Genomic DNA, 23331 nt, shown 5'->3' with positions numbered 1-23331 from the left:
CGCGGACGTGCTCCAATGACGGCGGGACGGAATGGGGGAACCATGATCCTGGATGCGTTGGGCCAGGCGTGGCGCGGCTGGGCGGAACTGGGCAAGTCGTTGCCGGACGCTCGGTGGGACACGCCGACGAGGCTCGACGGCTGGAACGTGCGGCACGTCTACGCGCACTACGCCGACGCGCCTGCGACGCTCGCAGCGGTGATCCGCAGCGAGACCGCGTCGGCGGCTCCGAGCTTCCCGGACGCGGCATCGCTGCTGCGTCACCTCCAACAACCGGGCGGCATCGCCGAGACCGGAGCCGATTCGATCCGCGACGCCGCGGTGCGCAGCACCGAGGACCGGTCGATGGGCGACTTGGTCGAGCAGTTCGCCACCGTGGCGCCCGAAGTGCTCGCGGACATGCGCGCCCGGGACCTGAGCCGGAACTTCGACTACGGCGGGCACGGAACCGTGCAGATCGGCGAAGCGCTGCGGCTGGCGCTGATGGAGGCGGTCGTGCACTACTTCGACATGGCCGCCGCGCTGGAGCTGGACGTGCCGGGGCCGATGGCCGGTGCCCCGGTTCGGGACACCGTCGCGCTGCTCGCGGGCATCGCGGACCCGGTGAACTTCATCGACGTCGCCACCGGGCGCGCGGGCAGCCCGGTGTTCCCGGTGCTGCGATGAGCACGCTCACCTGCGGAAACGGGCCGCGCCGACGCCGATCGGACGAGGCAGGCAGCCGCTCGCGACGCGACGCAGCGGGCCACGCCGCGCCGCGCTCGAAGGTGGCTGGACCGTCCCGCGGTAACTCACGATCGCCGATGGCTCTAGCTTGGTCGGCATGAGTTCCGTGAACGTGATCCTGCCCTGCCTGGACGAGGCCGCCGCGCTGCCCGGCGTGCTGGCCGCGATTCCCGGCGACTACCGGGCGATCGTGGTGGACAACGGCTCCGCCGACGGATCGCCCGAAGTCGCCGCGGACCACGGCGCGCAAGTCCTGCACGAGACGCGGCGCGGCTACGGCGCCGCGGTGCACACGGGCCTGGAAGCGGCCGATGCGGAGATCGTGTGCTTCCTGGACGCGGACGGCTCGATGGACGCGGCGGTGCTGCCCGAGCTGGTGGAGCGCGTGCGTTCCGGCACCGCCGACCTGTCCGTGGGCCGCCGCGTCCCGACCACCCGCGGAGCCTGGCCGTGGCACGCGCAAGCGGGCAACGCCGTGCTCGCCGGGCTGTTGCGCCGCCGGGGTCTGCCGGTGCACGACATCGGCCCGGTGCGCTGCGCCCGGCGGCAGGAGCTGCTGGACCTGGGCGTGCAGGACCGTGCGTTCGGCTATCCGCTGGAGCTGCTGCTCCGCGCGCAGCAGGCGGGCTGGCGGGTCGCCGAGCTGCCGATCGACTACCGCCCCCGCACCGCCGGAACCCGGTCCAAGGTGACCGGCTCGGTGAAGGGCACCACCCGGGCCGTGCGGGACATGGCGCGCGTCATGCGGTGATCGGCGTCCCGAGCGCGCCGTCCGTCCGATGTGGACACCAGCCGCGAACACGCCGTTCTGTCGCAATCGCCATCCGCGAGGTCTCCGAACAACCAGGAGAGCCCGAAACTGCCGGGCCGATATCGCGGAAGGTGCCATGACGAGAGCGGGACGGGAACCGGTCACCGCGGGCCACCTGGGGATGTGGCTGGCGGTGACCTTCGGCCTGTGCATGATCACCGGCCTGATCAGCCACGGGATCCAGCACCCGCCGGGCTGGTTCCACTGGCCGTCGCGGCCGGTCAACCTATACCGCGTCACCCAGGGCGTGCACGTGATCAGCGGAATCGCGGCGATCCCGCTGCTGGCCGCGAAGCTGTGGAGCGTGGCGCCGAAGTTGTTCGAGCGCCCGGTGGTGCGTTCGCTGCCGCACCTGCTGGAGCGGCTGTCGCTGCTGGTGCTGGTGACTTCGGCTTCGTTCGAGCTGCTGACCGGCCTGTTCAACATCGCGCAGAACTACCCGTGGAACTTCTACTTCCCGCAGGTGCACTTCGCCGTGGGCTGGATCGCCGTGGGGTCGCTGCTGCTGCACGCGGCGGTGAAGATCCCGGTGTTCCGGCGGGCGCTGGGCGAGCCGCGCGAGCCCGCCGCGCAACGCGGCCCGGGCCGGCTCGTGAGCCGGAGGGGCTTTCTGGGGGTGACAGCGCTGTCGGTCGGCACCGCGGTCACGGTCACCGCGGGGATGACGGTGCCCTGGTTACGCGAGGTGGCGGTGCTGGGCACTCGCTCCCGGCTCGGAGCGCAGGGCCTGCCGGTGAACCGGACCGCCGCCGCGGCCGGGGTGCTCGACTCCGCGCAGGACACCGGCTGGCGGCTGGAAGTCCGCGGCCCGCGCGGGGTGCGTACCTTCAGCCTCCCTGAACTGGAGTCATTTACGCAGTTCACGGCAGAGCTGCCGATCGCTTGCGTGGAGGGCTGGAGCCAGCAGGCGGTCTGGAGCGGAGTGCGGCTCGCCGACGTGCTGCGCGCGGTCGGCGCCCCCGCGGACGCGCAGGTGCGCGTGTCGTCGCTGGAAGCCGCCGGGCCGTACTCGTCGAGCGTGGTCGCGCCTACGCACGCCGCCGACCCGCTGACATTGCTGGCGTTGCGGCTCGGCGGCGAACCGCTGCACCCCGATCACGGCTTCCCGTGCCGCTTGATCGCTCCCAACCGGCCGGGCGTGATGCAGACGAAGTGGCTGCGGCGAGTGGAGGTCCTGTGATCGTCGTGTTGCGAGTCGTCCTCGCCCTCGGTGGGCTGACGATGATCGGTTGGGGCGGGTGGTTCCTGTACGACCAGTTGCTCGCCGAGCCGTCGATCACGACCGCTACGGCCGGATGGCTGCTAGCGGGTCCGGTGCTCACCGACCTGTTGCTGATGCCGGTGGCAGCGGCGGCCGGGTGGGCGCTGTCCAGGCTGCTGCCGAGCCCGCTGCGGGCTCCGGTCGCCGCCGGGCTGGTCGTGAGCGCCGTGCTGGTGGCGATCGCCGTGCCGTTCCTGTGGCGCGCGTACGCCACGAACCACAACCCCGGCCTGGTCGACGGCGACTACCTCGCCGGACTGGGCACGGCGCTGATCGTCACATGGGGCGCAGTGCTGCTGGCCGCATTGCTCAATACGGTGCGAAATCGGTGGCAAAGCCAGTAGCGTCACAAGTATGAAGGTGAGTGCGAGCTTGTCGGAGGACGATGTCGCGTTCATCGGCTCCTACGCCGAACAGGCTGGCGTCAACTCCCGATCCGCGGTGCTCCACCAGCTCGTCGAACTACTGCGTAGCGCCGACCTGGAAGACGCTTACGCAGCGGCATGGCAGGAGTGGGACGAGTCCGGCGATACCGGGATCTGGGACTCCACGACCGCCGACGGAATCAGCGAAGCGGCGCGGTGAGATCTTCTGGGGCGAGCTGGAGCCTCGGAAGCGAACAAGACCCTTCCCGCTGTCGTCGTGAGCACGACGCCGCGAACCGCAGCATCCAGCGGCTCGGCCGCGGGGTCGTCACCGTGGTTCCAGTGACCTCGAACATCTCCCGCGTGCTGCCGTTCCAAGTGCTGCTAAGGGCGACCGAGTGCGGTCTGGACAACGACTCCAAATCCCAGGCCGAACAACTGCGCGCGGTCTCCTTCACGCGGATCCGGAGCCGGATAGGCGCGCTGCCCCGCAAATCACTCGAAGCACTCGACGCCGCGCTGCGACGCCATCTCGACCTGTGATCGGGCGCCTCAGCCCAAGCTGGGCAGGCCGACCGCCGCATCCACCGCGATGGCCACCGAAAGCACCGTCAGGTACGAGTTCGACAGGTGGAACAGCGCCATCGGATTGGCGACCCCGTTGCGCCGCACCGCGCCGTGCAGCCGCTGCGCCACGACCAGGAACGCCGTACCCGCCAGCACCGCGAAAGCGACGTAGATCCAGCTCGTCGCGGGCACCAGCAGCAGCGTGCAGGCCACCGTGGCGTAGCTGTAGACCAAGATCCGCGCCGAGACCTGCCGCGGGGTGGCCACCACCGGCAGCATCGGCACCCCGGCGCTGGCGTAGTCGTCGCGGTACTTCATCGCCAGCGACCAGAAGTGCGGCGGTGTCCACAGGAACACCACCCCGAACATCACCAGCGCGGGCCACTCGACCTTGCCCGCCACCGCGGCCCAGCCGATCACCACGGGCATGCAGCCCGCTGCCCCGCCCCACACGATGTTCTGCGAGGTGCGGCGCTTGAGCACCAGCGTGTAGACGAAGACGTAGAACAGGATCGCCGCCAGCGACAGCACCGCGGCCAGCAGGTTCGCGCCCAGCGCGAGGATGCCGAACGACGCAGCGCCCAGCACGATCCCGAAGATCAGCGCGTGCTTGCGCGGCACCTCGTAGCTGACCAGCGGGCGGCTGCGGGTGCGGTGCATGACCGCGTCGATGTCCGAGTCGGCCACGCAGTTCAGCGCGTTCGCGCTGCCCGCGGACATGGCACCGCCCGCCAGCGTGACCAGCACCAGCCACGGCGAGGGAATGCCGCGCTCGGCCAGGAACATCGCCGGGATGGTGGTCACCAGCAGCAGCTCGATGACCCGCGGCTTGGTCAGCGCCAGGTACGCCGCCAGCACGCCGCGCCGCTTCGGCTCCGCGGAGGTGGTGGGTTCGTCGGTGACTCGTTCGGGAACTGAGGTCATGAGTTCGTCGACCCCGATGCAGCCGCCGCGCTGCTCGATCGCTCGAACGGAAGCGGCTCACCGCTGGTGCGCAACCGGTGCCACAGCACCACTTTGCGCTCGGCGAAGAACGCGCCGAACGGGATGGTGCCGGCCAGCAGCACCAGCAGCATCCGCCCGTAGGGAATCCGCAGCTGCACCGTGGTCACCAGCGCGACGAACAAGTAGATGATGTAGAGGTAGCCGTGGCCGATACCGATGGTCGTGGTCCAGGTGTCACCGAAGAGCTGGGTCGCCGACCCCTCCGGCCACAGGTACTTCAGCACCATCGTCGCGCACAGCAAGATCAGCAGCACCGCGGTCACGTACGCCATGACCCGGTACGCGACCAGCACGCCAGGCTTCACCACAGACCCCTCAATCCCGCCGCCGGCTCGCCAGCTTCGTTTCGAGCAGTCCGACCGTACGCCACAGCTTTCCCACGCCTGCGCGTGACCTGGTGGGATAGTGGCGCCGACCACGCTGCGCAGCTCGAGGCGCTGTTCAGGCCACGCCGGGCAGCCCGTATTCGCGGGCGATCAACTCGTAGGAGTGCAGCTTGGACTCCCGGTCGTACATGTTCGCGGTGAGCATGAGCTCGTTCGCCCCGGTGCGTTCGCGCAGCTCCTCCAGTTCGGTGCGCACGCGCTGCGGCGAGCCGTAGACGGCGTCGGCCAGCCAGCTGTCCACGAAGCTTTGCTCCACCTCGGAGTACGGGTATTCGCGCGCTTCCTCGGGACTCGGGATCGGGCCGGGGCTGCCGCGGCGCAGCCGGAGCATGTTCAGCGCGATCGGCCGGGTCAGGTCCAGCGCTTCCTCGTCGGTGTCCGCGGCGATGGTCTGCACGCCGATCAGCGCGTACGGCTCGTCCAGCACCGCCGAGGGCTGGAAGGACTCGCGGTAGAGCTCCATCGCCGGGATCGTGTTGCGGGCGCTGAAGTGGTGCGCGAACGCGAACGGCAAGCCGAGCGCTCCGGCGACCTGCGCGCTGAACCCGCTGGAACCCAGCAGCCACACCGGCGGCGCCTGGCCGTGCGGCACCGACTGCACCTCCACGTAGGGGTGATCGGCGGGGAAACCGTCGCCCATGAACGCCATCAGCTCCCCGAGCTGCTGCGGGAAGTCGTCCGCCGACAGCGGCCCGCTGGTGCGGCGCAGTGCGCGGGCGGTGCCCTGGTCGGTGCCGGGTGCGCGCCCGATGCCCAGGTCGATGCGGCCAGGGTGGAGCGCTTGGAGGGTGCCGAACTGCTCGGCGACGACCAGCGGCGCGTGGTTGGGCAGCATCACGCCGCCGGAACCGAGCCGCAGCGTGCTGGTCGCCGAAGCCAAGTGCGCGATCACGACCGACGGGGAGGAGCTGGCGATGCCGGGCATCCCGTGGTGCTCGGCCACCCACAGCCGGTGGAATCCCCAGCTCTCGGCGGACTTGGCGAGTTCGGTCGTGGTCGCCAGCGCATCGCCCGGCGTGGTCGCCGCGCCGACCGGCGCGAGGTCGAGGATCGAAAGCGGAACGGCCGAACGTCCGTGCGCGCGCCCGCGGATCGGGTCCGGCTCGTCGGGTGCGCCGGAGCCGTTGGCCGGTGCGCGGTCGGAGTTCGCCGAGGTGCTCATCGCCGGTTCCAACCGCTCCTTTTCCCGGATTTGTTCCCGGCACCGGACTGTGCCAGTGATCACACAGGGCTTGTCGGAGATCAGCGCTCCCCTGACTTCAAGGGGTCGTTTCAGTGTGATTTTTGGTCATTGTCTTGTCAGCGGCGGAGCCGCTGAGCGGCCGACCATGCGAGCAACCGGCACCGCCGCGGGTTCGCAGCGGCTTCCTCGCGAGGACAGCGATTTCGCCGCGTAGGGTGCTACGTCAGAAATCGCGGTCACACCGGCAAGGGGCGGCGAGGAAGTCGCTGAGGTTCCGCTACCGGCACCGCTGCGCAAATCATCCCGAAAGTGCCCCTAAGTCCCGGCCTCGAACGGAGCACGGCATGTCCTCGAAGCTGAGACCGGGCGATCGCGGCGGCAGGCTGCGCGGCGCGTTCGGCGCACTCGGTGTCGCCGCCTCGATCGTCGTCGCGGTGCTCGTGCTCGGCGCCCTAATCCCGGCGCTACCGGTGGTCGGCTCGTTCGGGTCGGTCGTCGGGCGGCGGCCGTTCGAGTTCGCGCTGACCGGCCTGCTGGTCGTGCTGCTGAGCTGGATGGCGTGGCGGTCGCAGGCCCGCCGCAGCGCGATCTGCGGCCTGGCCACCGGCTCGATCACGCTGCTCGGGGCGCTGGCGGTGCTCGGCGCGCAACTCGGCTACGCGCATTCGCACGGTGCGGACGTCGGATTCGCGGACGTCGTGCAGGGCGGCAGGCCCATGCCCCCGCCGGATCGGACGGTCACCTTCGGCACCGTGCAGGGTGAGCCGTTGCGCGCCGGAATCTGGTTGCCGCGCAACGATTCCGGCGCTGCACGGCCTGCCGTGGTCTGGATCCACGGCGGCGGGTTCGTCGGCGGCAACCGCGACGAACAACGTGGCATCTTCCGCTACCTGGCCGATCACGGCTACCCGGTGATCTCCATCGACTACCGGCTGGCACCGCCGGTGCGCTGGCGGGACGCCAGCAGCGACGTGGTGTGCGCGATGTCGTGGCTGACCGAGCACGGGCGGGGACTCGGGATCGACCCCGGCAGGCTGGTGCTCTCCGGCGCGTCCGCGGGCGGCAGCCTGTCGCTCAACGCCGCCTACGGCTCGGGCGAGGTGCCCAGCAGCTGCGGCGGTCCGCCACCGGCACCGCCGCTCGCGGTCGCCGGGTTCTACCCGGCCGCCGACCTGGTGGGCAACTGGCAGGACGACGGGCTCTACGGCTACGCCCGGCGCGTCGCGCGCGCCTACCTCGGCGGCGGACCGGCCGAGTACCCGCAGCGCTATGCCTACGCCTCCCCGATCGAGCGGGTGCGGCCAGGGCTGATGCCGACGCTGCTGGTGACCGGCGGCAACGACCACCTCATCCTGCCGGAGCGGGTCAGCGCCGTCGCCGATCGCCTGCGCGGGAATGGGAACGCGGTCACCTATCGGGAGTTCCCGTTCGGCTACCACGCCTTCGACGCCGGGGGGATCGGCGCAGCCTTCAGCCGCTCGACGATGCTCGATTTCCTCCGCGCGCACGCACCGATCCCGGGCAGCTGAGCCAGCGCAACGCGATCAGCCCCGCAAGTGATCAGCTCCGCGAGCGATCAGCAGGGATCGCCGGACAGGGCGTAGTCCCGCCGCGGCGCGGAACGCGGCGCGTTGCGGTGGCGCAGGATCGAATCGCGGATGTCGCCCGCGCGGACCGCGCCGTTGGACAGCAGCGACGAAGTGATCCCGTGCGTGTGCTCGGTCCCGCCTTGCAGGTAGATCCCGCCGCGCACCTCGTCCGAAGTCCGCACCCGGTAGTCGCGGTCCACCTGCACCTGGCCCTCGGCGTCGCGCAGGCACTCGTCCCAAGTACGCCCGAGCGCCCGCCCCGGATCGCCCGGCAGGCAGCCGGTCGCGTACACCAGCACGTCCGAGTCCAGCACCATCCGCTCGCCGGTGGGCATGAACTCCACGGTGACCGCGACGCCGTCCGCGCCTTCCTCGACGTCCACGACGCGCGAGGCGTTCAGCATCCGCAGCCGTTCCTTGCCCTGCACCTTCTCCTGGTAGACGCGGGCGTAGAGCTGCTCGATCAGCTCCAGGTCCACCACCGAGTAGTTCGTGTTCCGGTGGTAGTCCATCAGCAGCTGCTTCACCCCGGTCGGCGAGCTGTAGAAGTGGTCCACCGCCTCCGGGTCGAAGATCCGGTTCGCGAACGGGCTGTCATCGGCAGGTGTGTGCCCGTAGCGGCCGAACACCGAGCAGACCTCGGCGCCGGTGAAAGTGCGGTGCAGGTAATCGGTGACCTCGGCGGCGCTCTGCCCGGCGCCGACGATGGTGAACCGCTTCGGATCGGCGCCCTCCAGTTCGCCGATGCGGTGCAGCAGTTCGAGGTTGTGCCAGACCCGGTCGCCGCGTTCCGCGCCGGGCGGCAGGTTAGCCTCCAGCCCGACCGCGACCACGACGTTGCGCGCCCGCCGCGCGATGACCTGCCCGGAACCGTGCCGCACCAGCACCTCGAACAGCTCGCCCTGCTGCACCGGCCGCACGTCGATGACTTCGGCGTCGTACTGCACCAGGTGCTCGAGCCTGCCCGCGGCCCACTCCAGGTAGTCGTGGTATTCGACGCGGGTGGGGAACATCGTCTTGTGGTTGATGAAGTCGACCAGCCGGTCCTTGCCGTGCAGGTAGGACAGGAACGAGAAGTCGCTGGCCGGCTCCCGCATCGTGACCAGGTCCTTGAGGAACGAGACCTGCATCGTGGTGCCCTCGATGAGCATCCCGCGGTGCCAGCCGAACCGCGGCTGGCGTTCCACGAAGCCTGCGGTCAGCTGCTCCTGCTCGGCGCACCGGCGGTTGTGCTCCTCGACCGCGACGGCCAGCGCCAGGTTGGACGGGCCGAAACCGACGCCCAGCACGTCGTGGACCGGGCCTTGTAAGTGGATCGAAGCCGTTGACACGGTTGTCCCTTCGCCGGTACCCGGCGGGTTTCGCGCGCGGGCACGGAGTGGTCCGCAGACCGTTCAGTCGCGGTCGTGGTTGTACTGGTCGTGGTAATCGGTTTCCACCATTCCGGCTTTCCAGTAGCCGATCGCCAGCACCGATGCGGCGTCGAGCCCGCGGTCCCGGCGCAGGTGCCTGCGGATGCCGCGGACCACCCCGGATTCACCGGAGACCCACGCGGAAACGTCCCGCTGCGGCGGGATGTCCAGCTCGCGGACGGCATCGCCGAGCTTGGTCGAGCGGCCCGCGGGCACGCCGTCGCGGTGCAGCCAGTTCAGGTTGAGGTTCGGCGGGCATTCGATGTGCTGCTGCTCGGCGCTGTCGGAGACCTCCAGGAACGCCTCGCCGCTGGCGGTCAGCGGCAGCCCCTCGATGATCGCCGAAATGGCTGGCAGCGCGGTCTCGTCGCCGATCAGCAGGTACCAGTCGGCCGCGCGCGGCGTCCGGCCGCCGGGGCCCTGCACGCCGAGGTAGTCGCCCGGGGCGGCTCCGCGCGCCCAGGAGGAGGCCACGCCGTGCTCGCCGTGCATCACGAAATCGACGTCGAGCTCGCCGCGCGCCTCGTCGTAGCGGCGGACCGTGTAGGTGCGCATGGTCGGGCGCTCGTGCGCCTCGGGCCAGACGTGCCTACCGGCGTCGTGGTCGAAGACGGGCAGGACCGGCCGCCGCTGACCGCGCTGGGGGACGAACACCTTGATGTTCGGGCCGGTGTGCTCGTCCCGGAACCCGGCGATCTCGTCGCCGCCGAGGGTGATCCGCCGCATCGACGGCGTCAGGTCCGCGGTCCGCAGCACTTCCAGCGTGCGGGTGGGCGGACGCGGGTGGCCGCCGCGTCGGGCTCGGTCCGCTGTCGTCATCTGACCTGGCGTTCCTTCCTCACCGTTCCCAGAAGGATCAATTAGTTAAGGCTAGCCTAACTACAGATTTCGATGATGTCTCCCCCCGGTGGGCCAGATCTCGCCTCGCCGCACATCCGGGTGGCGCCGATCAGTTGCGGCCAGCGGGCACCGGGCCCGCGCCGCTGCCCGAACCGGCTCCGGTCACGGCGTCGGACCGCGGCTCGGACGGGGTCTTGATGCGCAGCGCGATCAGCACTCCGACCAGCGCAAACCCCGCCGACACCAGCATCGCGGCATGGTATGGGCCCAGCGACCCGTGCGCACCTGCGCCGCCGATCGCCAGCACCCCGGCGGTCACCGCCACACCCAGCGCCGAACCGACCTGGCGCTGCACGTTGAACAACGTGGAAGCCCCGCCGGTGGCGGTCGCGCTGATCGTGGCGAACGCGACCACCTGGAGTTCGATCGAACCGGCCCCGACGAAGAAACCCGAGGTGAACTGCACGACCGAGGCCGAGACCGGCCCGGTCACCAGGTTCATCGCCGCGAACGACACCGCGGCACCGAGCATCGCCAGCGCGATCAGCACCCGCGGCCCCAGCTTCGGGTGCGCCCAGGTCACCGCCCGCGAAGCCAGCATCAGCCCGATCGCCTTCGGCAACGTGACCAGCCCGGTCTCCTGCGCCGAAGCACCCATCCCGGACTGGTACATCAACGTGAAGCCGTAGAGCGTGCCGAGGAACCCGGCCACGCAGAACGCCAGGATCAGGCTCGCCCGGCGGAACGACGCGTCGGCGAACAGCCGCACGTCCAGCATCGGTTGCCGGGTGCGCAGCTGCGCCAGGACCAGCACCAGCAGGCAGACCAGCCCGGCCACGCCGCAGGCCAGGAATTGCGGCGAGGTGAAACCGTGCGCGGAAACCGTGTCCAGCGCGTACATCAGCAGCCCCAGGCCCGGCGCGGCCAGCGCGAACCCGAGCACGTCGAACCGCTTGTGCACCGACTCCACGTGCTCGGTCAGCTTGACCGCGCCGTAGATCAGCGCCAGCACCCCGACCGGCACGTTCACGAAGAAGCCCCACCGCCAGGTCAAGTGCTCCACGAACAACCCGCCGAGCACCGGCCCCAGCGCGGGCGCGATCGCGGTCGGGATCACGAGCACGCCGGACAACCGGATCCGCTCCTGCGGCGGGTAGGCGCGGAACAGCATGGTCAGCGCGACCGGGCTCAGCACCCCGCCGCCCGCGCCTTGCAGCACGCGGGCCGCGGTGAGCTGGGTGAGGTCCTGCGCCGCCCCGCACAGCGCGGAGGCCAGCACGAACGCGCCGAACGCGCCGAGGAAGACCTTCTTCGTGCCGAACCGGTCCCCCAGCCACCCGGACATCGGAATGCACACCGCGAGGCTGACGAGGTAGCCCACGTTGATCGCGCTGGTCGCGCTCGGCGCCACGGCGAACTCGTCGCCGATCGCGGGCAACGCCACGTTGACGATGGTGGCGTCCATGCCGTTCATGAACATCGCGGCGACGTAGACGACGCACACCGCGATCTTCGGGTCGTTCAAGCGCACTGCCGGTCCTGGTTCACGCGCCGTTGCGGGCTGGGCGGATGTCGGTCCAATGCACCTCGATGTGTTCGAGGCATTCGGGTCTGGGCGCCGGTCCGTGCGCGATCGACCAGCCCGCCGGGATCTCGATGCGGGCGGGCCACAGCGAGTACTGGTCCTCGTCGTTGACCAGGGCGTAGAAGGTTCCGTCGGGGTCGTCGAACGGGTTGGTCATCAGCGCGGACTCCTTGGCTGCGGCGGCGTTGCTGCGTCTTGCTGCGGCGCGGCGGGACGGTCGTTGCGCTGCGGCCGGGCGGGGTCGCCGCCTTGCCGCTGCGACGCGGTGTTGTTGCGTTGCCGCGGCGAGACGGGGTTGCCGCCGTGCTGCGGCGAGGCAGTGCTGCCGCCTTGCTGCGGCCCGGCGGGATCGGTCTGCGGCGGCGCGGCGGGCGGTTCCGAGTCGGCCAGCCGCTCCGGGTCGGCCAGCCGCTCCGAATCGGTCAGCCGCCGCTGCACCACCTCGGCGATCTCGGCGAGCGGACCCGGCTGGGTCATGTCCTTGTGCTCGCAGGCGATGTCGTGGTTCTCCACCGCACCGTCCACGTAGGACTCCCACATCCGGGCGGTCAGCGACTCCTTCGCCGGATTCACGGTGGCGGTGAAGAACAGCACGTCACCGCGGTAGATCTCGTGCTCGGCCTCGTTCTCCAGCACCGCGCAGTTGGCGAAGTTGTCGATGATGGCTTCGACCGTGTGCTCTTCGAGGTTGGCCAGCGCACTGCCCTCCGCGGACAGGATCTCCATCACGTGCTCGCGGCGCAGCTGGTCTATGCCCATCCCATCAGCACGCAGCTCGGCGAGGTCGTAGCCGGCCATGTAGAGCAGCGCCTTGAGCGCTTCCTCCTCGGTGGGCAGCTCGTCCCACACGTCCTTCGGGTAGGAGTCGAGCATCGCGAGGAACCGGACCTCCTCGCCCTGGGCCTGCAACTGGGTCCCCATCTCGTGCGCGATCACGCCGCCGAACGACCAGCCCAGGAAGTGGTACGGCCCGTGCGGCTGCACCGAGCGGATGTGCTCGAGGTATTCGGCGGCCAGATCGTGCAGGTTCGCGATCACCGGCGCCGGTTCGTCCAGACCGCGCGACTGCAGGCCGTACAGCGGGCGGCGCGGATCGATGTGCTTCATCAGCCCGGAGAACGGCCACGCCAGACCGGCCGCCGGGTGCACGCAGAACAGCGGTTCCTTGTCGCCTTCGGTGCGCAGCGGCAGCAGGATGCCGAGCGCGTCGCCCTTGCCGCCGGTGCGCATCCGGGAGCTCAGGCCCGACACCGACGGTGCCGCGAACAGGCTGCCGACGTTGAGCTGCACGCCCAGCGCCTCATCGATGCGCGCGATCAGCTTCGCGGCCAGTAGCGAGTGCCCGCCGAGGTCGAAGAAGCCGTCGTGCACGCCGACCCGCGGCAGTTCCAGCACTTCGGCGAACAGTTCGCACAGGATCTCTTCGGTCGGATCGCGCGGTACCGCGTCGCCCACGGATGCGGCCAGGTCCGGCTCGGGCAGCGCGCCCCGGTCCAGCTTCCCGTTCGGCATCAGCGGCAGTTCGCCGAGGAACACGATCGCCGCCGGGACCATGTAGTCCGGCAGCGATTCCGCCGCGTGCGCGCGGAGTTCGGCTTGGCTGACGTCCTGGCGCGCGACGACGTAGCCGACCAGCCGCTTGTCGCCGGGCCGGTCCTCGCGCACCACCGCGGCGACCTGGGACACCGCGGGATGGCGGGTCAGCGCCGCCTCCACCTCGCCCGGTTCGATCCGGAATCCGCGGATCTTGACCTGGTCGTCGGCCCGCCCGGCGAAGTCCAGCGCCCCGTCATCGCGCCAGCGCACCAGGTCGCCGGTGCGGTACATCCGCGAGCCGGGTTCGCCGTGCGGGTCGGCGACGAAGCGTTCGGCGGTGAGCCCGTGCCGGTTCAGGTAGCCGTGCGCGAGCCCGGTGCCGCCCACGTACAGCTCGCCGACGACCCCCGGCGGCACCGGCTGCAGCGCCTCGTCCAGCACGTACAGCCGGGTTCCCGGGTCGGGCAGGCCGATCGGCACGGACGTGCCCGCGTCGGGTTCGCACAACCACAGCGTGGAGTTGACGGTGGCCTCGGTCGGGCCGTAGCAGTTCAGCATCCGCCGCCCGCGCGCCCAGCGCTGGACCAGGTCGGAGGGCACCTTCTCGGCCCCGCACAACAAGGTCGCGTCCGGCGGCAGGTCCACGCCGGGCGGGAACATGCCCATCACCGACGGCCCGATGGCCAGGTGCGTGACGCCGTGCTCGGTGGCGTAGTCGACCAGCGGCGCGCCAGGCACCCGCCGGTCCGCGGGCGCGACGACGAGCGTGCCGCCGGAGAGCAGCCCCATGCACATCTCCCAGAACGCCACGTCGAAGCTCGGCGAGGCGAACTGCAGCACCCGGCTGCTCTCGGTGATGCCGACCCGCTGCGCCTGCGTGGCCAGCAGTCCGGCGACACCGCGGTGCGGCACCACGACGCCCTTGGGTCTGCCGGTGGAGCCGGAGGTGTAGATGACGTACGCCGGGTCGTCCACAGTGGATTTCCGTGGCGGTGCGGCGACCGGTGCGCTGCGCAGCGCCGCGCGCGTCCCGTCGTCGTCGAGCAGCAGCGTCCGCGCGTTCCGCGGCCGGTTCTTGGACAGCGCGAGCACCTGGTCCGGCCCGGCATCGTCGATCATGTGCTGCAACCGGTCTTCGGGATAATCCGGGTCCAGCGCCAGGTACGCGGCACCGGAGGCCATCACCGCCAGCAGCCCCACGATCAGCTCGGGTGAGCGCGGCAGCATCACCCCGACGATCCGGCCGGGACCGGCACCGCGCTCGATCAGCAGGTGTGCCAACGCGTTCACGCGTGCGCCCAGTTCCGCGTAGCTGAGTTCGGTGCCCTCGAAGACCAGCGCCGGCTTGTCCGGGTTCGCCCTTGCCCGCGCGTCCAGCAGGTCCGGGAAGGTGGCGGGGTCGACGTCCTGCGCGGCGACCGCGTCACCCCAGGAGAAGATCCGCTGCCGCTCCTCGTCGTCGAGCACCGCGAGCCGGCTGATCGGCGCGTCCGGCCGGGAAACCGCGTCGGTCAGCAGCCGCACCAGCCGGTCGGTGAGGTCCTCGACCGTGCCCGCGTCGAACAGGTCGGTGCTGAACTGCGCGACGCCTTCCACGCCGCCGCCTGCCGCACGCAGGCTCAGCGCCAGGTCGAACTTCGCCGCACCCGCGTCCACGGTGTCCACATCGGACTTCAGTCCGGGGAAGCCGGCGTGCACCGCGTCCGCCTCGCCCCAGTACGCCAGCATCACCTGGAACAGCGGGTGCCTGGCCAGCGAGCGGGACGGGTTGAGCACTTCGGCCAGCCGCTCGAACGGCAGCTCGGCGTGGTCGTAGGCGGCCAGGTCGGTGCGCCGCACCCGCTGGACCAGCTCGGCGAACGTCGGATCGCCGCCGGTTCCGGTGCGCAGCACCAGGCTGTTGACGAAGAACCCGACCAGTTCGTCCAGCCGGTCGTCTCCGCGCCCGGCCACCGGTGAGCCGATCGGGATGTCGGTTCCCGCGCCGAGCCTGGTCAACAGCGCGGCCAGCCCGGCTTGCAGCACCATGAACAGGCTCGCCTGGTGCTCGGCGGCCAGCGCCCGCAGGTCACTGTGCAGCTCCGCGTCGAAACCGAACCGGATCGCGCCGCCGCGATGGCTCGGCACGGCCGGGCGCGGGTGGTCGGCGGGCAGCTCGAGCTCGTCCGGCAGGCCCGCCAGCTCGTCGATCCAGAACGCCAGCTCGCGGGCGGCGAGGCTGTTGTCGTCCTGCTCGTCGCCGAGCAGTTCCCGTTGCCACAGCGTGTAATCCGCGTACTGGACCGGCAGCGGTTTCCAGTCCGGCTCGGCGCTCATGCTGCGCGCGGAGTAGGCGGTGGCCAGGTCGCGCAGCAGCGGAGCCATGGACCACTCGTCGGTGGCGATGTGGTGCAGCAGCACCAGCAGCACGTGCTCGTTCGCGGACGTCTGGAACAGCACGGTGCGCAGCGGCGGTTCCTGCGCGAGGTCGAAACCGTACCGGGCGGCCGCGGCCAGTTCCTCGTCCAATGCGGACTCGGTCGTGCGCACGTAGGTCAACGCCGGCCGGGACGGCTCCAGCACGCGCTGCCGCGGCTGCCCCTGCCGGTCCGGGAAGACGGTGCGCAGGCTCTCGTGCCGCCCGACCACGTCCCCGAGCGCGGCGCGCAGCGCGGGCACGTCGAGGTCGCCGGACAACCGCAGCGTGATCGGCAGGTTGTAGGTCGCGCTGGGACCTTCCAGCCGGTGCAGGAACCAAAGCCGTTGCTGCGCAAAGGAAAGCGGCACCTCGTCCGGGCGCGGCAGCGGCCGCAGCTCCGGCCGGCCGCGCACGCCCGGACCGAGCCGGCTCGCCAACCCGGCCACCGAAGGGTGGTCGAACAGCGTGCGGATGGCGACTTCGACGCCGAGTTCCGCGCGCACCCGCGCCAGCAGCCTAGTCGCGAGCAGCGAATGCCCGCCCAGCTCGAAGAAGCCGTCGTCGATGCCCACCTCGTCCACGCCGAGGACTTCGCCGTAGAGCCGGCACAGCGCGGTCTCCACCTGGTCGCGCGGCGCCCGCCCGGCGGCGTTCGCGCTGAAGTCCGGCGCGGGCAGCGCATCGGTGTCGAGCTTTCCGTTGGGCGTCAACGGGAACTCGTCGACTATGACCACTGTGGACGGAATCATGTAGTCCGGCAGTTCGGCCGCCAGCGCCGCGCGCAGCTCGGCGGGCTCGGCCTGCGAAACCGCGTAGCCGACCAGCCGCACGTCTCCCGGCTGGTCCTCGCGGGTGAGCACCGCCGCCTGCGAGACGCGCGGTTGCGCGGCCAGCCGCGCCTCGATCTCGCCGAGCTCGATGCGGAAACCGCGAACCTTCACCTGGTGATCGGCGCGCCCGACGAACTCCAGCAGCCCGTTTCCGCGCCACCGGGCCAAATCCCCGGACCGGTACATCCGCGTTCCCGGCGTGCCGAACGGATCGGCGACGAACCGGGACGAGGTCAGCCCACGCCGACCCAGGTAGCCGCGCGCCAGCCCCGCGCCCGCGATGTAGAGCTCCCCGACCACGCCGGGCGGGACCGGTTGCAGGTTCTCGTCCAGCAGGTAGACCCGCAGGTCGGGGATGCCGCGCCCGATGAGGCTGCCGTCCCGGCGGGACACCAGCTCGCGATCGAGCTCCAGGTAGGACACGTGCACGGTGGTCTCGGTGATCCCGTACATGTTGATCAGCTTCGGCGCGTCGTCGGCGTGCCGCGCGTACCAATCGTCCAATCTGGACAGATCGAGCGCTTCCCCGCCGAACACCACGCGCCGCAGCGCCAACCGCCCGGCGGACTCCGGGAATTCCCGATCGGCCTCGATGAGCTGGTAGAACGCCGAAGGAGTCTGGTTGAGCACGGTGACCCGCTCGCGCACCAGCAGCCGGCGGAACTCCTCCGGCGACCGGCTGACCTCGTGCGGCACCACGACGAGCCGCCCGCCGTGCAGCAGCGCGCCCCACAGCTCCCACACCGAGAAGTCGAAGGAATACGAGTGGAACAGCGTCCACACGTCCTCGGTGCCGAAGCCGAACCACGGCTCGGTGGCGCTGAACAGCCGGACCACGTTGTGGTGCGGGATCACCACGCCCTTCGGCTTGCCGGTCGAGCCGGAGGTGTAAATCACGTAGGCGGCGTGGTCCGCCGTCAGCGGCCCCCGCTCACCACCGCGCGGGTCGCGCTGCGAGTGCTCGCCGATCTCCCGCACGGCCGCCGGATCGTCCAGCAGCAGGCGCGGGATCGGCAGGTCGCCGTGCTGCGCCGAGTCGCTGATCAGCATCGACGGCTGGGAATCCGCGACGATGTAGGCGATCCGGCTCGCCGGATTGCCCGGGTCCAGCGGCAGGTACGCCGCACCGGACTTCAGCACCGCCAGCACCGCGACCACCAACTCGGCCGAACGCGGCAGGGCCAGCGCCACCAGCTGCTCCGGCCCGATGCCGTGGTCGATGAGGCAGTGCGCCAGCCGGTTCGCCCTGGAATCCAGCTCGGTATAGCTGATCTGCTCGTCGCCCCAGGTCAGCGCGATCGCCTCGGGCGTGCGCCGGACCTGGTCCTCGAACAGTTCGGGCAGCGTCGCCGGACCGCGGTCGGCGCCGACCGGCCCGCCGTTGTACTCCCGCAGCACCAGCTCGCGCTCCTCGGCGGTGAGCAGGTCCACCTGCCCGACGGGTCCGCCGGTGCGCGCGAACCGGTCCAGGAAGCGCAGGAACCGGTCCTGGTGCGCCGCGAGCTCGTCCGCGGAGTACAGCTGCGGATTCGCGTCGAACTCGAACCGCATCCCGGTGCCTTCGGTGTAGACCAGCACCGTGAGGTCGTCGACCGGCCCGGCGGCCAGGTTGTGCACCGTCGCAGGGTGCTCGGCGAAGCTCAGCTCGTAGTCGAACGCCTTCACGTTGATCATCGGGCCGAACAGCGGCCGGTCGGTGCCCAGCAGCCGCAGGTCCCGGCGCAGGTCCTCGCCGCGGTACTGCTGGTGCTTGCGCAGCTGCCGCACTTCCCGCGCGACGCGGCCGACCAGCTCGTCGCGGGTGGTGTCCGGGTCGACCGCGACCCGCAGCGGCAGCACGTTCACGACCATGCCCGGCACCCGGGAGGCGGTGGAGCCGAGCCGCCCCATCACCGGCAGTCCCAGCACGACCTCCCGCGCGCCGGTGACCCGGTGCAGGTAGGCGGCGAACCCGGCGATCAGCGCATCCGGCCAGATCGTGCGGCTGTCCGCGGCGGCCGCGCCGAGCGCGTCGGCGGCGTCGGAGTCCAGTTCGGCGCTGCGCCGCAGGAACGTGTGCGCGGTGCGGCCGCTGCGGCTGGCGAGGCCGACCGGGGCCGGGGCGTCGGCGAGGTGCTCGCGCCAGAACTCGGCGTCGCGCTCGAACTTCGCCGACTCGCGGTATTCGCGTTCGGCGTCCAGCAGCGCGCGCAACGGCTCGAACGGGGTCGCGCCGACCGGCTGCCCAGCGGCGAGAGCGCTGTAGACCTCGGCGACCCGGCGCATGACGATCGAGAAGCCGTAGCCGTCGATGGCCACGTGGTGAATCCGCTGGTACCAGAACCAGTGCTGGTCGGTGAGCTTGAACAGCGCGGCGGTGAACAGCCGCCCGTCCGGCCCGCCGACCGTGAGATCGACCGGTTCGGCCAGGTCAGCGCGCATCCAGCGCAGCGCGGCCGCCCGCGGGCCGGCCTCGGCGGTGAGGTCGACGACCGGCAGCCGCGGGTCCCAGGCCGGCTCGATCACCTGCTGCGGGGCGTCCGCGTCGTCGATCACGCGCAGGCGCAGCGCGTCCGCCTCGGCGAGGACGGTGCGCAGCGCCGCGCGAAACAGCTCCGGGTCGATCGGGCCGTGGATCTCGACGTACTCGCTGGTGTTGTAGATCGGGTTCGCGCCATCGAGCGCTTGCGCGAACCAGATTCCCGCCTGGGCGGCGGACAGCGGCAGCGACGCGCCAGGAAGCTCCGGCATCGTTCTCCCCACGGTCACACGGACGAAGTAAGGCTAACCTTATTTCACCCGCGCTCCGCGCACCAGAACGTATGGCTCGTGCTTTACCTCTCAGTCCTGCGCAGACGCAACGCCCGCGGGCGCGGCCCGCAGCACCTGCTCCATTCGGCCCAATCGCCGGCGCACGAGGAGCGAGCGCCGACTTCGACCGGCCCCATGGGACGGAGGTCGCGCTCGCCGCTGATCAGCGCGGGTGGATCATCAGCGCGGAGTTCTTGCCGGGCAGACCGACTTCGCGAGCGCGACCGAACCCGCCCTTGCCGAACGCAGCCACCGAAGCTCCATTGTGGACATTCGGCTCGGCGACCACCCGGCGGCAGTCCTGATCGGCGCCGAGCAACCCCTGCGCCACCGCCGCCAGCAGCGACGAACCGAGCCCGCGGCCGACGGCGTCGGACTCCCCGATCGCGATGTGCACGCCCAGGTCGTTCGGCTCGAACGGGTAGCAGGCCGAAAGCTTGTCCCGCAGCACCCGGTACAGCTCGACGTAAGCGACCTCCCGGCCGTCCCGGCTGACCAGGCACGGCATCGAATGCTCACCGGCCAGCTGGGTGCCGAGCTCGTCGGTCCAGCGGCGCAACGACCACGCCTGGTTCCAGTTGGTCGCCACGTGCTCGGCGTTCATCCAGCGGTGCACCAGCGCCGGATCGTCGGAGTCCAGCCGAACCGGCCGCAACGACCAGCCCTCGCCCAGCTCCGGGATCGGCACGCCCGGCACGTCGGTGTCGTTCACCTTGGCGCGCAACGGGTTCGGCACCTCGTGGTGCACCGGCCGCACCTCGACCCTGTCGCCGTTGCGGTAGCGCAGCCCGGACCCGTTGAGCACCGCGAAGTCGGTGAGCGTGGTGCTGGTGAGCCAGTGCCGCACGATCCGCTCGGTCTCCGGGTAGGTGTCGCGGATCGCGGTCAGCGCCGCGGTCAGCAGCTCCAGCAGCTCCTGCTCGTCGGCGACGCCGCGCAGCCCGAACCGTCCGATCGCGGCCAGCGACCGGGCGCTGAGCAGGCGCGCGGTGACGTCGGCCAGGTCGGCCTTTCCGTCGACGTTGCGCAATGCGGGGGTGAGCGTGCCCTCCACGTGCGTGGCCAGCCAGCGACGTGCCTCGTCGGCCGAGGACACACCGTCTGCGAGCACGTCGACCTCGTGGTCGCCCGCCAGCGGATCCACCGCCCCGTTGCCGACGGCCTGCAGCAGCCAGTCCACCAGCGTGCCGCTGCTCTCGGCGTTGATCGGGGCGTCCGCGGTGGCGCGCCCGCGCGCGTCCGCCGAACAGGCCGCTGCCAGCAGGGCGGACTCGGCGAGCGCACCGGAGTCCGCGACGCGGATCGGACCGAAGCCGTGCGCACCCGTGGGCGAGCGGTAGGTGATCTCGGTGCTGAACCGCAACGGCCCGATGGTGACCTTCAGCGGCCCATCGGCGACCGGCGTGTGCGTCTCGGCCAGCCAGCGCCGCAACAGCACCGCGGTCCGCGGATCGGTCCGTTCAGTCACACCGCACTCCTCTGTCGTCCCCGACTTGGCAAGCCGAGCCTAACCAAAGCGCGCGGATCGGCCGCGGGCGCGCCCGGCACGCGCCGTATCGCGCCGATCACTGCGTGCTTTCCCGCGGCTGCGGGGCAAAACTCGGCGGCCCCACCCAAGTGCTTTCACAGCACTCGGTCAAGGAATTCCCGAGTCCGGCTTCGCTCGGGCCGTTGGAGGACTTCGCGCGCGGCACCCGATTCGACCACCAGCCCCTGGTCCAGGAACACCACGGAGTCCGCGGCCTGCCGGGCGAATCCGATCTCGTGCGTGACCACGATCATGGTCAGTCCCGCCCCGGCGAGGTCGCCGAGGACGTCGAGCACCTCGCCGACCAGTTGCGGGTCCAGCGCGCTGGTCGGCTCGTCGAACAGCAGCACCTTCGGTTCCATCGCCAGCGCTCGCGCGATCGCGACCCGCTGCTGCTGGCCGCCGGAGAGCCGGCTCGGGTGGAAATCCGCCCGGTCGGCCATCCCGACGCGCTGCAGCGCGGCCAGCGCTCGCCCGTGTGCATCCTTTTTGGACAGAGCTGCCCCAGGGCCGCGCCGACGCGGTCATGAGCACTACGAACGGCCTGCGCTACGCCGCGGCGCAACAGCCCGCGATCAGGTTCTCCAACGAATTCCGCAGGCTCGACGTCGGTTTCGCGCTGCCCGCCGGTTCCCCGCTCGCGCCCGCGCTGCAAGCCGCGGTGCACAAGCTGATCAAAACCGGGGAATACCAACGGATCTTGCGCAAGTGGGGCGTGCAACCCTCGGCCATCGGCGAATCCCAGATCAGTCCGCCGGAGATCCGCTGAGCGCGCCCGGGAATCCGCTGCGCACTACCTGATCAGGTGGTGATCTCCGGTGTCCACCGCGCGCGGTGTCCAATTCGGACCTACTCTCCACCGCGAGTCGACCCTCGCCTGTGGAGAGGAGTGTCCAACGTGGAGGACTCCGCACAAGCCGTCGTCCCGCTCCGTCCCGGATTCGACATCCAGGTCCGGGGTTTCAACCGCCGCCAGGTGATCGAGCACATCGAGCTCCTGGAAGACCAGCTCCGGCTGGTCAGCATCGACCGCAACGAAGCGGTGGCGCTGAACTCCGACCTGCGCCGCCTCTGCGACGACGCGCGGCACGAGCTCGCCGAGACCCAGCAACGACTGCAGCGCATCGAAGCTTCCGACACCGGACTGCCGCACGCCTCCCAGCGGGTGCAGAACATGCTCACGCTGGCCGAGGAAGAAGTGCAGACGCTGCGCGAACAGGCGCAGCGCCAAGCACGGACCGTGCGCGGCAGCGCGGAGTACGAGGCGCACCAGCTGATCAGCCAAGCCGAGCAGGCCGCCGAGTCCATGCGAGCGGAATGCACGAGGCTGGTCGACGAGATGGACGAGCGGCAGAAGCAGATCCGCCAAGAGCACGAGCAGAAGATCGCCGACATCCGGGAACGGGAGCGCCGGATGCGCCACGCCATCCGGGACGAGTACAAAGCCACCATCGAAGCCGCGCAGGAAGAGGCCGACGAGCTGCTCGCCAGCACCCGGTGGGAATGCGGCAAGCGTGACGCCGAGAGCGAGCACCTGCGGCTGCAGGTCCTGCAGGACCTGCACACCAAGCAGACCAGGATGGAAGAGCTGCGCAGCGCGATCCTGTCCTCGCTGGAGAACGTCGGCAGGCTGGTCGGCGCCTCCACCAACGAGATCGGCGAGCAGCAGATCGACGACGTCATCGACGCGGAGCTCGTCGCCGAGCCGCACCAGGTGTGGCTGCCCGAGCCGCGCGACGACACGCAGAGCTACCTGGTCCCGCTGGACGCCCTGACCGACCAGGACTTCGGCGGAACCGGCGGCGGCGATGTCCCGGCCGCGGCAAGCAGCGAACCCGACGGCGCCGTTCCCCGCTACTGATCGGAGCACCTCGTGAACACCATCATGATTTTCGCCGCCGGCTTCCTGCTGGCATCGTTGATCTTCTGGCCGATGCTGGCGCGGGCCCGGCGCACGGACGCGGACTCGGCCCCCACCGGCAAGCACGCCATGCGTCCGGCGCCCCGGGAGCAGGCACATTCCGCGCAGGCCGGAGAGGCCGCGGGCGGCGACGGCAAGCCGGCGGCCGAGTCCGGCGAGACCGCGCCGGCCCGCGAGGAGACCGCCGAGAACACCTCCGAAGCGGCCGAAGCCGCACCGCACCGACCCGAAACCGAGCAGCCGCAACCGGACCAGCAGCCGCAACGGGAATCGGGCGAGCCGGTCCGCTCCGCCGAAGTGATCCGGATCCGGCCCAGCGACCAGGAGATCGGGGTCTCGGTCGGGACGCTGCCGACCTCCCTGTTCGAGGAACACCACGCGGCGAAGTTCCGCCGCACCCAGGACCGCATCGAACGCCTCCGCAGCCAGTTGCACGAGCGCAACTGATCAGCGGCCCCCGGCGGCGGCAACGGCTCACCGAGTCGTTGCCGCCGCTTTTTGCGTCGGGCGGCGGCCACGCACGCGGTCGGCTTCGCCACGCAATACGGCTGAAGGACTCCGCACGCCCTGCCGCGTTCCTCCGCACGGCCCCGGGAGA

General features: G+C 70.8%; 19 protein-coding genes and 1 pseudogene. 10 read left to right on the top strand and 10 right to left on the bottom strand.

All coding sequences use genetic code 11. From position 1 onward, the window contains the following. Window positions 1-42 precede the first annotated feature (42 nt). The 6 genes from V1457_RS13815 (at window position 43) to V1457_RS13790 (ending at window position 3706) form a co-directional block, all read left to right on the top strand. Window positions 43-666 (top strand): maleylpyruvate isomerase N-terminal domain-containing protein, encoded by a 624-nt coding sequence (locus V1457_RS13815; RefSeq protein ID WP_338604229.1) that lies wholly within the window; start codon window positions 43-45, stop codon window positions 664-666. A 157-nt stretch (window positions 667-823) separates the two neighbouring features. Beyond that, complete coding sequence (locus V1457_RS13810; RefSeq protein WP_200070871.1) at window positions 824-1477, top strand: glycosyltransferase family 2 protein; 654 nt, start codon at window positions 824-826, stop codon at window positions 1475-1477. A gap of 136 nt (window positions 1478-1613) precedes the next feature. Continuing rightward, window positions 1614-2717, top strand: coding sequence for a molybdopterin-dependent oxidoreductase (locus tag V1457_RS13805; RefSeq protein ID WP_338604225.1), 1104 nt, complete (start codon window positions 1614-1616; stop codon window positions 2715-2717). After that, window positions 2714-3142, top strand: a complete 429-nt coding sequence (locus tag V1457_RS13800) for a hypothetical protein (protein WP_338604222.1) — start codon at window positions 2714-2716, stop codon at window positions 3140-3142. Before V1457_RS13805 ends, V1457_RS13800 begins: the two co-directional genes overlap by 4 nt. A 28-nt stretch (window positions 3143-3170) precedes the next feature. Further along, entirely contained in the window at window positions 3171-3383 is a 213-nt protein-coding gene (locus tag V1457_RS13795; protein ID WP_338604219.1) for an antitoxin, read from the top strand. A gap of 122 nt (window positions 3384-3505) precedes the next feature. Then, window positions 3506-3706: a type II toxin-antitoxin system PemK/MazF family toxin gene (locus tag V1457_RS13790; RefSeq protein ID WP_338604216.1), complete on the top strand. Its 201-nt coding sequence runs from the start codon at window positions 3506-3508 to the stop codon at window positions 3704-3706. 9 nt (window positions 3707-3715) lie between these two features. Here the strand turns inward: V1457_RS13790 and V1457_RS13785 are convergent, their stop codons facing one another. From V1457_RS13785 to V1457_RS13775, 3 genes are all read right to left on the bottom strand, one after another. Continuing rightward, window positions 3716-4654, bottom strand: coding sequence for a heme o synthase (locus V1457_RS13785; RefSeq protein WP_338604213.1), 939 nt, complete (start codon window positions 4652-4654; stop codon window positions 3716-3718). Further along, window positions 4651-5040: a DUF3817 domain-containing protein gene (locus V1457_RS13780; RefSeq protein ID WP_200070865.1), complete on the bottom strand. Its 390-nt coding sequence runs from the start codon at window positions 5038-5040 to the stop codon at window positions 4651-4653. Before V1457_RS13780 ends, V1457_RS13785 begins: the two co-directional genes overlap by 4 nt. 136 nt (window positions 5041-5176) lie before the next feature. Next, window positions 5177-6283: an LLM class flavin-dependent oxidoreductase gene (locus V1457_RS13775; protein WP_295145166.1), complete on the bottom strand. Its 1107-nt coding sequence runs from the start codon at window positions 6281-6283 to the stop codon at window positions 5177-5179. Window positions 6284-6648: 365 nt separating this feature from the next. Between V1457_RS13775 and V1457_RS13770 the strand changes: the two genes are divergently transcribed. Continuing rightward, window positions 6649-7833 (top strand): alpha/beta hydrolase, encoded by a 1185-nt coding sequence (locus V1457_RS13770; RefSeq protein WP_338604208.1) that lies wholly within the window; start codon window positions 6649-6651, stop codon window positions 7831-7833. Window positions 7834-7880: 47 nt separating this feature from the next. Here the strand turns inward: V1457_RS13770 and V1457_RS13765 are convergent, their stop codons facing one another. The 7 genes and pseudogenes from V1457_RS13765 to V1457_RS13735 all read right to left on the bottom strand — a co-directional run. Then, on the bottom strand, window positions 7881-9224 hold the full coding sequence (locus V1457_RS13765) for a lysine N(6)-hydroxylase/L-ornithine N(5)-oxygenase family protein (RefSeq protein ID WP_338604205.1): 1344 nt from the start codon (window positions 9222-9224) through the stop codon (window positions 7881-7883). 63 nt (window positions 9225-9287) lie between these two features. Beyond that, a complete protein-coding gene (locus tag V1457_RS13760; protein ID WP_200070862.1) occupies window positions 9288-10124 on the bottom strand; it encodes a siderophore-interacting protein in 837 nt (278 codons plus the stop codon). A gap of 130 nt (window positions 10125-10254) precedes the next feature. Then, window positions 10255-11676 (bottom strand): DHA2 family efflux MFS transporter permease subunit, encoded by a 1422-nt coding sequence (locus V1457_RS13755; protein ID WP_338604201.1) that lies wholly within the window; start codon window positions 11674-11676, stop codon window positions 10255-10257. A 13-nt stretch (window positions 11677-11689) separates the two neighbouring features. Then, window positions 11690-11887 carry an MbtH family protein gene (locus V1457_RS13750; RefSeq protein ID WP_295145783.1) on the bottom strand — a complete coding sequence of 66 codons (198 nt, stop codon included), beginning with the start codon at window positions 11885-11887 and terminating at the stop codon, window positions 11690-11692. Beyond that, entirely contained in the window at window positions 11887-19224 is a 7338-nt protein-coding gene (locus V1457_RS13745) for an amino acid adenylation domain-containing protein (protein WP_338604197.1), read from the bottom strand. The genes V1457_RS13750 and V1457_RS13745 overlap by 1 nt, the downstream gene beginning before the upstream one ends. A 223-nt stretch (window positions 19225-19447) precedes the next feature. Further along, complete coding sequence (locus V1457_RS13740; protein WP_295139524.1) at window positions 19448-20752, bottom strand: GNAT family N-acetyltransferase; 1305 nt, start codon at window positions 20750-20752, stop codon at window positions 19448-19450. A 155-nt stretch (window positions 20753-20907) separates the two neighbouring features. Beyond that, window positions 20908-21306 (bottom strand): annotated as a pseudogene (locus V1457_RS13735) (amino acid ABC transporter ATP-binding protein); the annotation flags it as partial. 32 nt (window positions 21307-21338) lie between these two features. Between V1457_RS13735 and V1457_RS13730 the strand changes: the two are divergent. The 3 genes from V1457_RS13730 (at window position 21339) to V1457_RS13720 (ending at window position 23180) form a co-directional block, all read left to right on the top strand. Beyond that, window positions 21339-21581, top strand: a complete 243-nt coding sequence (locus V1457_RS13730; protein WP_338604193.1) for a hypothetical protein — start codon at window positions 21339-21341, stop codon at window positions 21579-21581. 120 nt (window positions 21582-21701) lie between these two features. Continuing rightward, window positions 21702-22673: a hypothetical protein gene (locus V1457_RS13725; protein ID WP_338604190.1), complete on the top strand. Its 972-nt coding sequence runs from the start codon at window positions 21702-21704 to the stop codon at window positions 22671-22673. 12 nt (window positions 22674-22685) lie between these two features. Next, window positions 22686-23180: a hypothetical protein gene (locus tag V1457_RS13720; RefSeq protein ID WP_200070856.1), complete on the top strand. Its 495-nt coding sequence runs from the start codon at window positions 22686-22688 to the stop codon at window positions 23178-23180. The last annotated feature ends 151 nt before the right edge of the window (window positions 23181-23331 follow it).

It is taken from the genome of Saccharopolyspora sp. SCSIO 74807 (genome assembly GCF_037023755.1).
GTDB classification, from domain to species: domain Bacteria; phylum Actinomycetota; class Actinomycetes; order Mycobacteriales; family Pseudonocardiaceae; genus Saccharopolyspora_C; species Saccharopolyspora_C galaxeae.
Note: the sequence above shows the minus strand (reverse complement) of the source record. Positions and strands in the feature narration are given on the sequence as shown.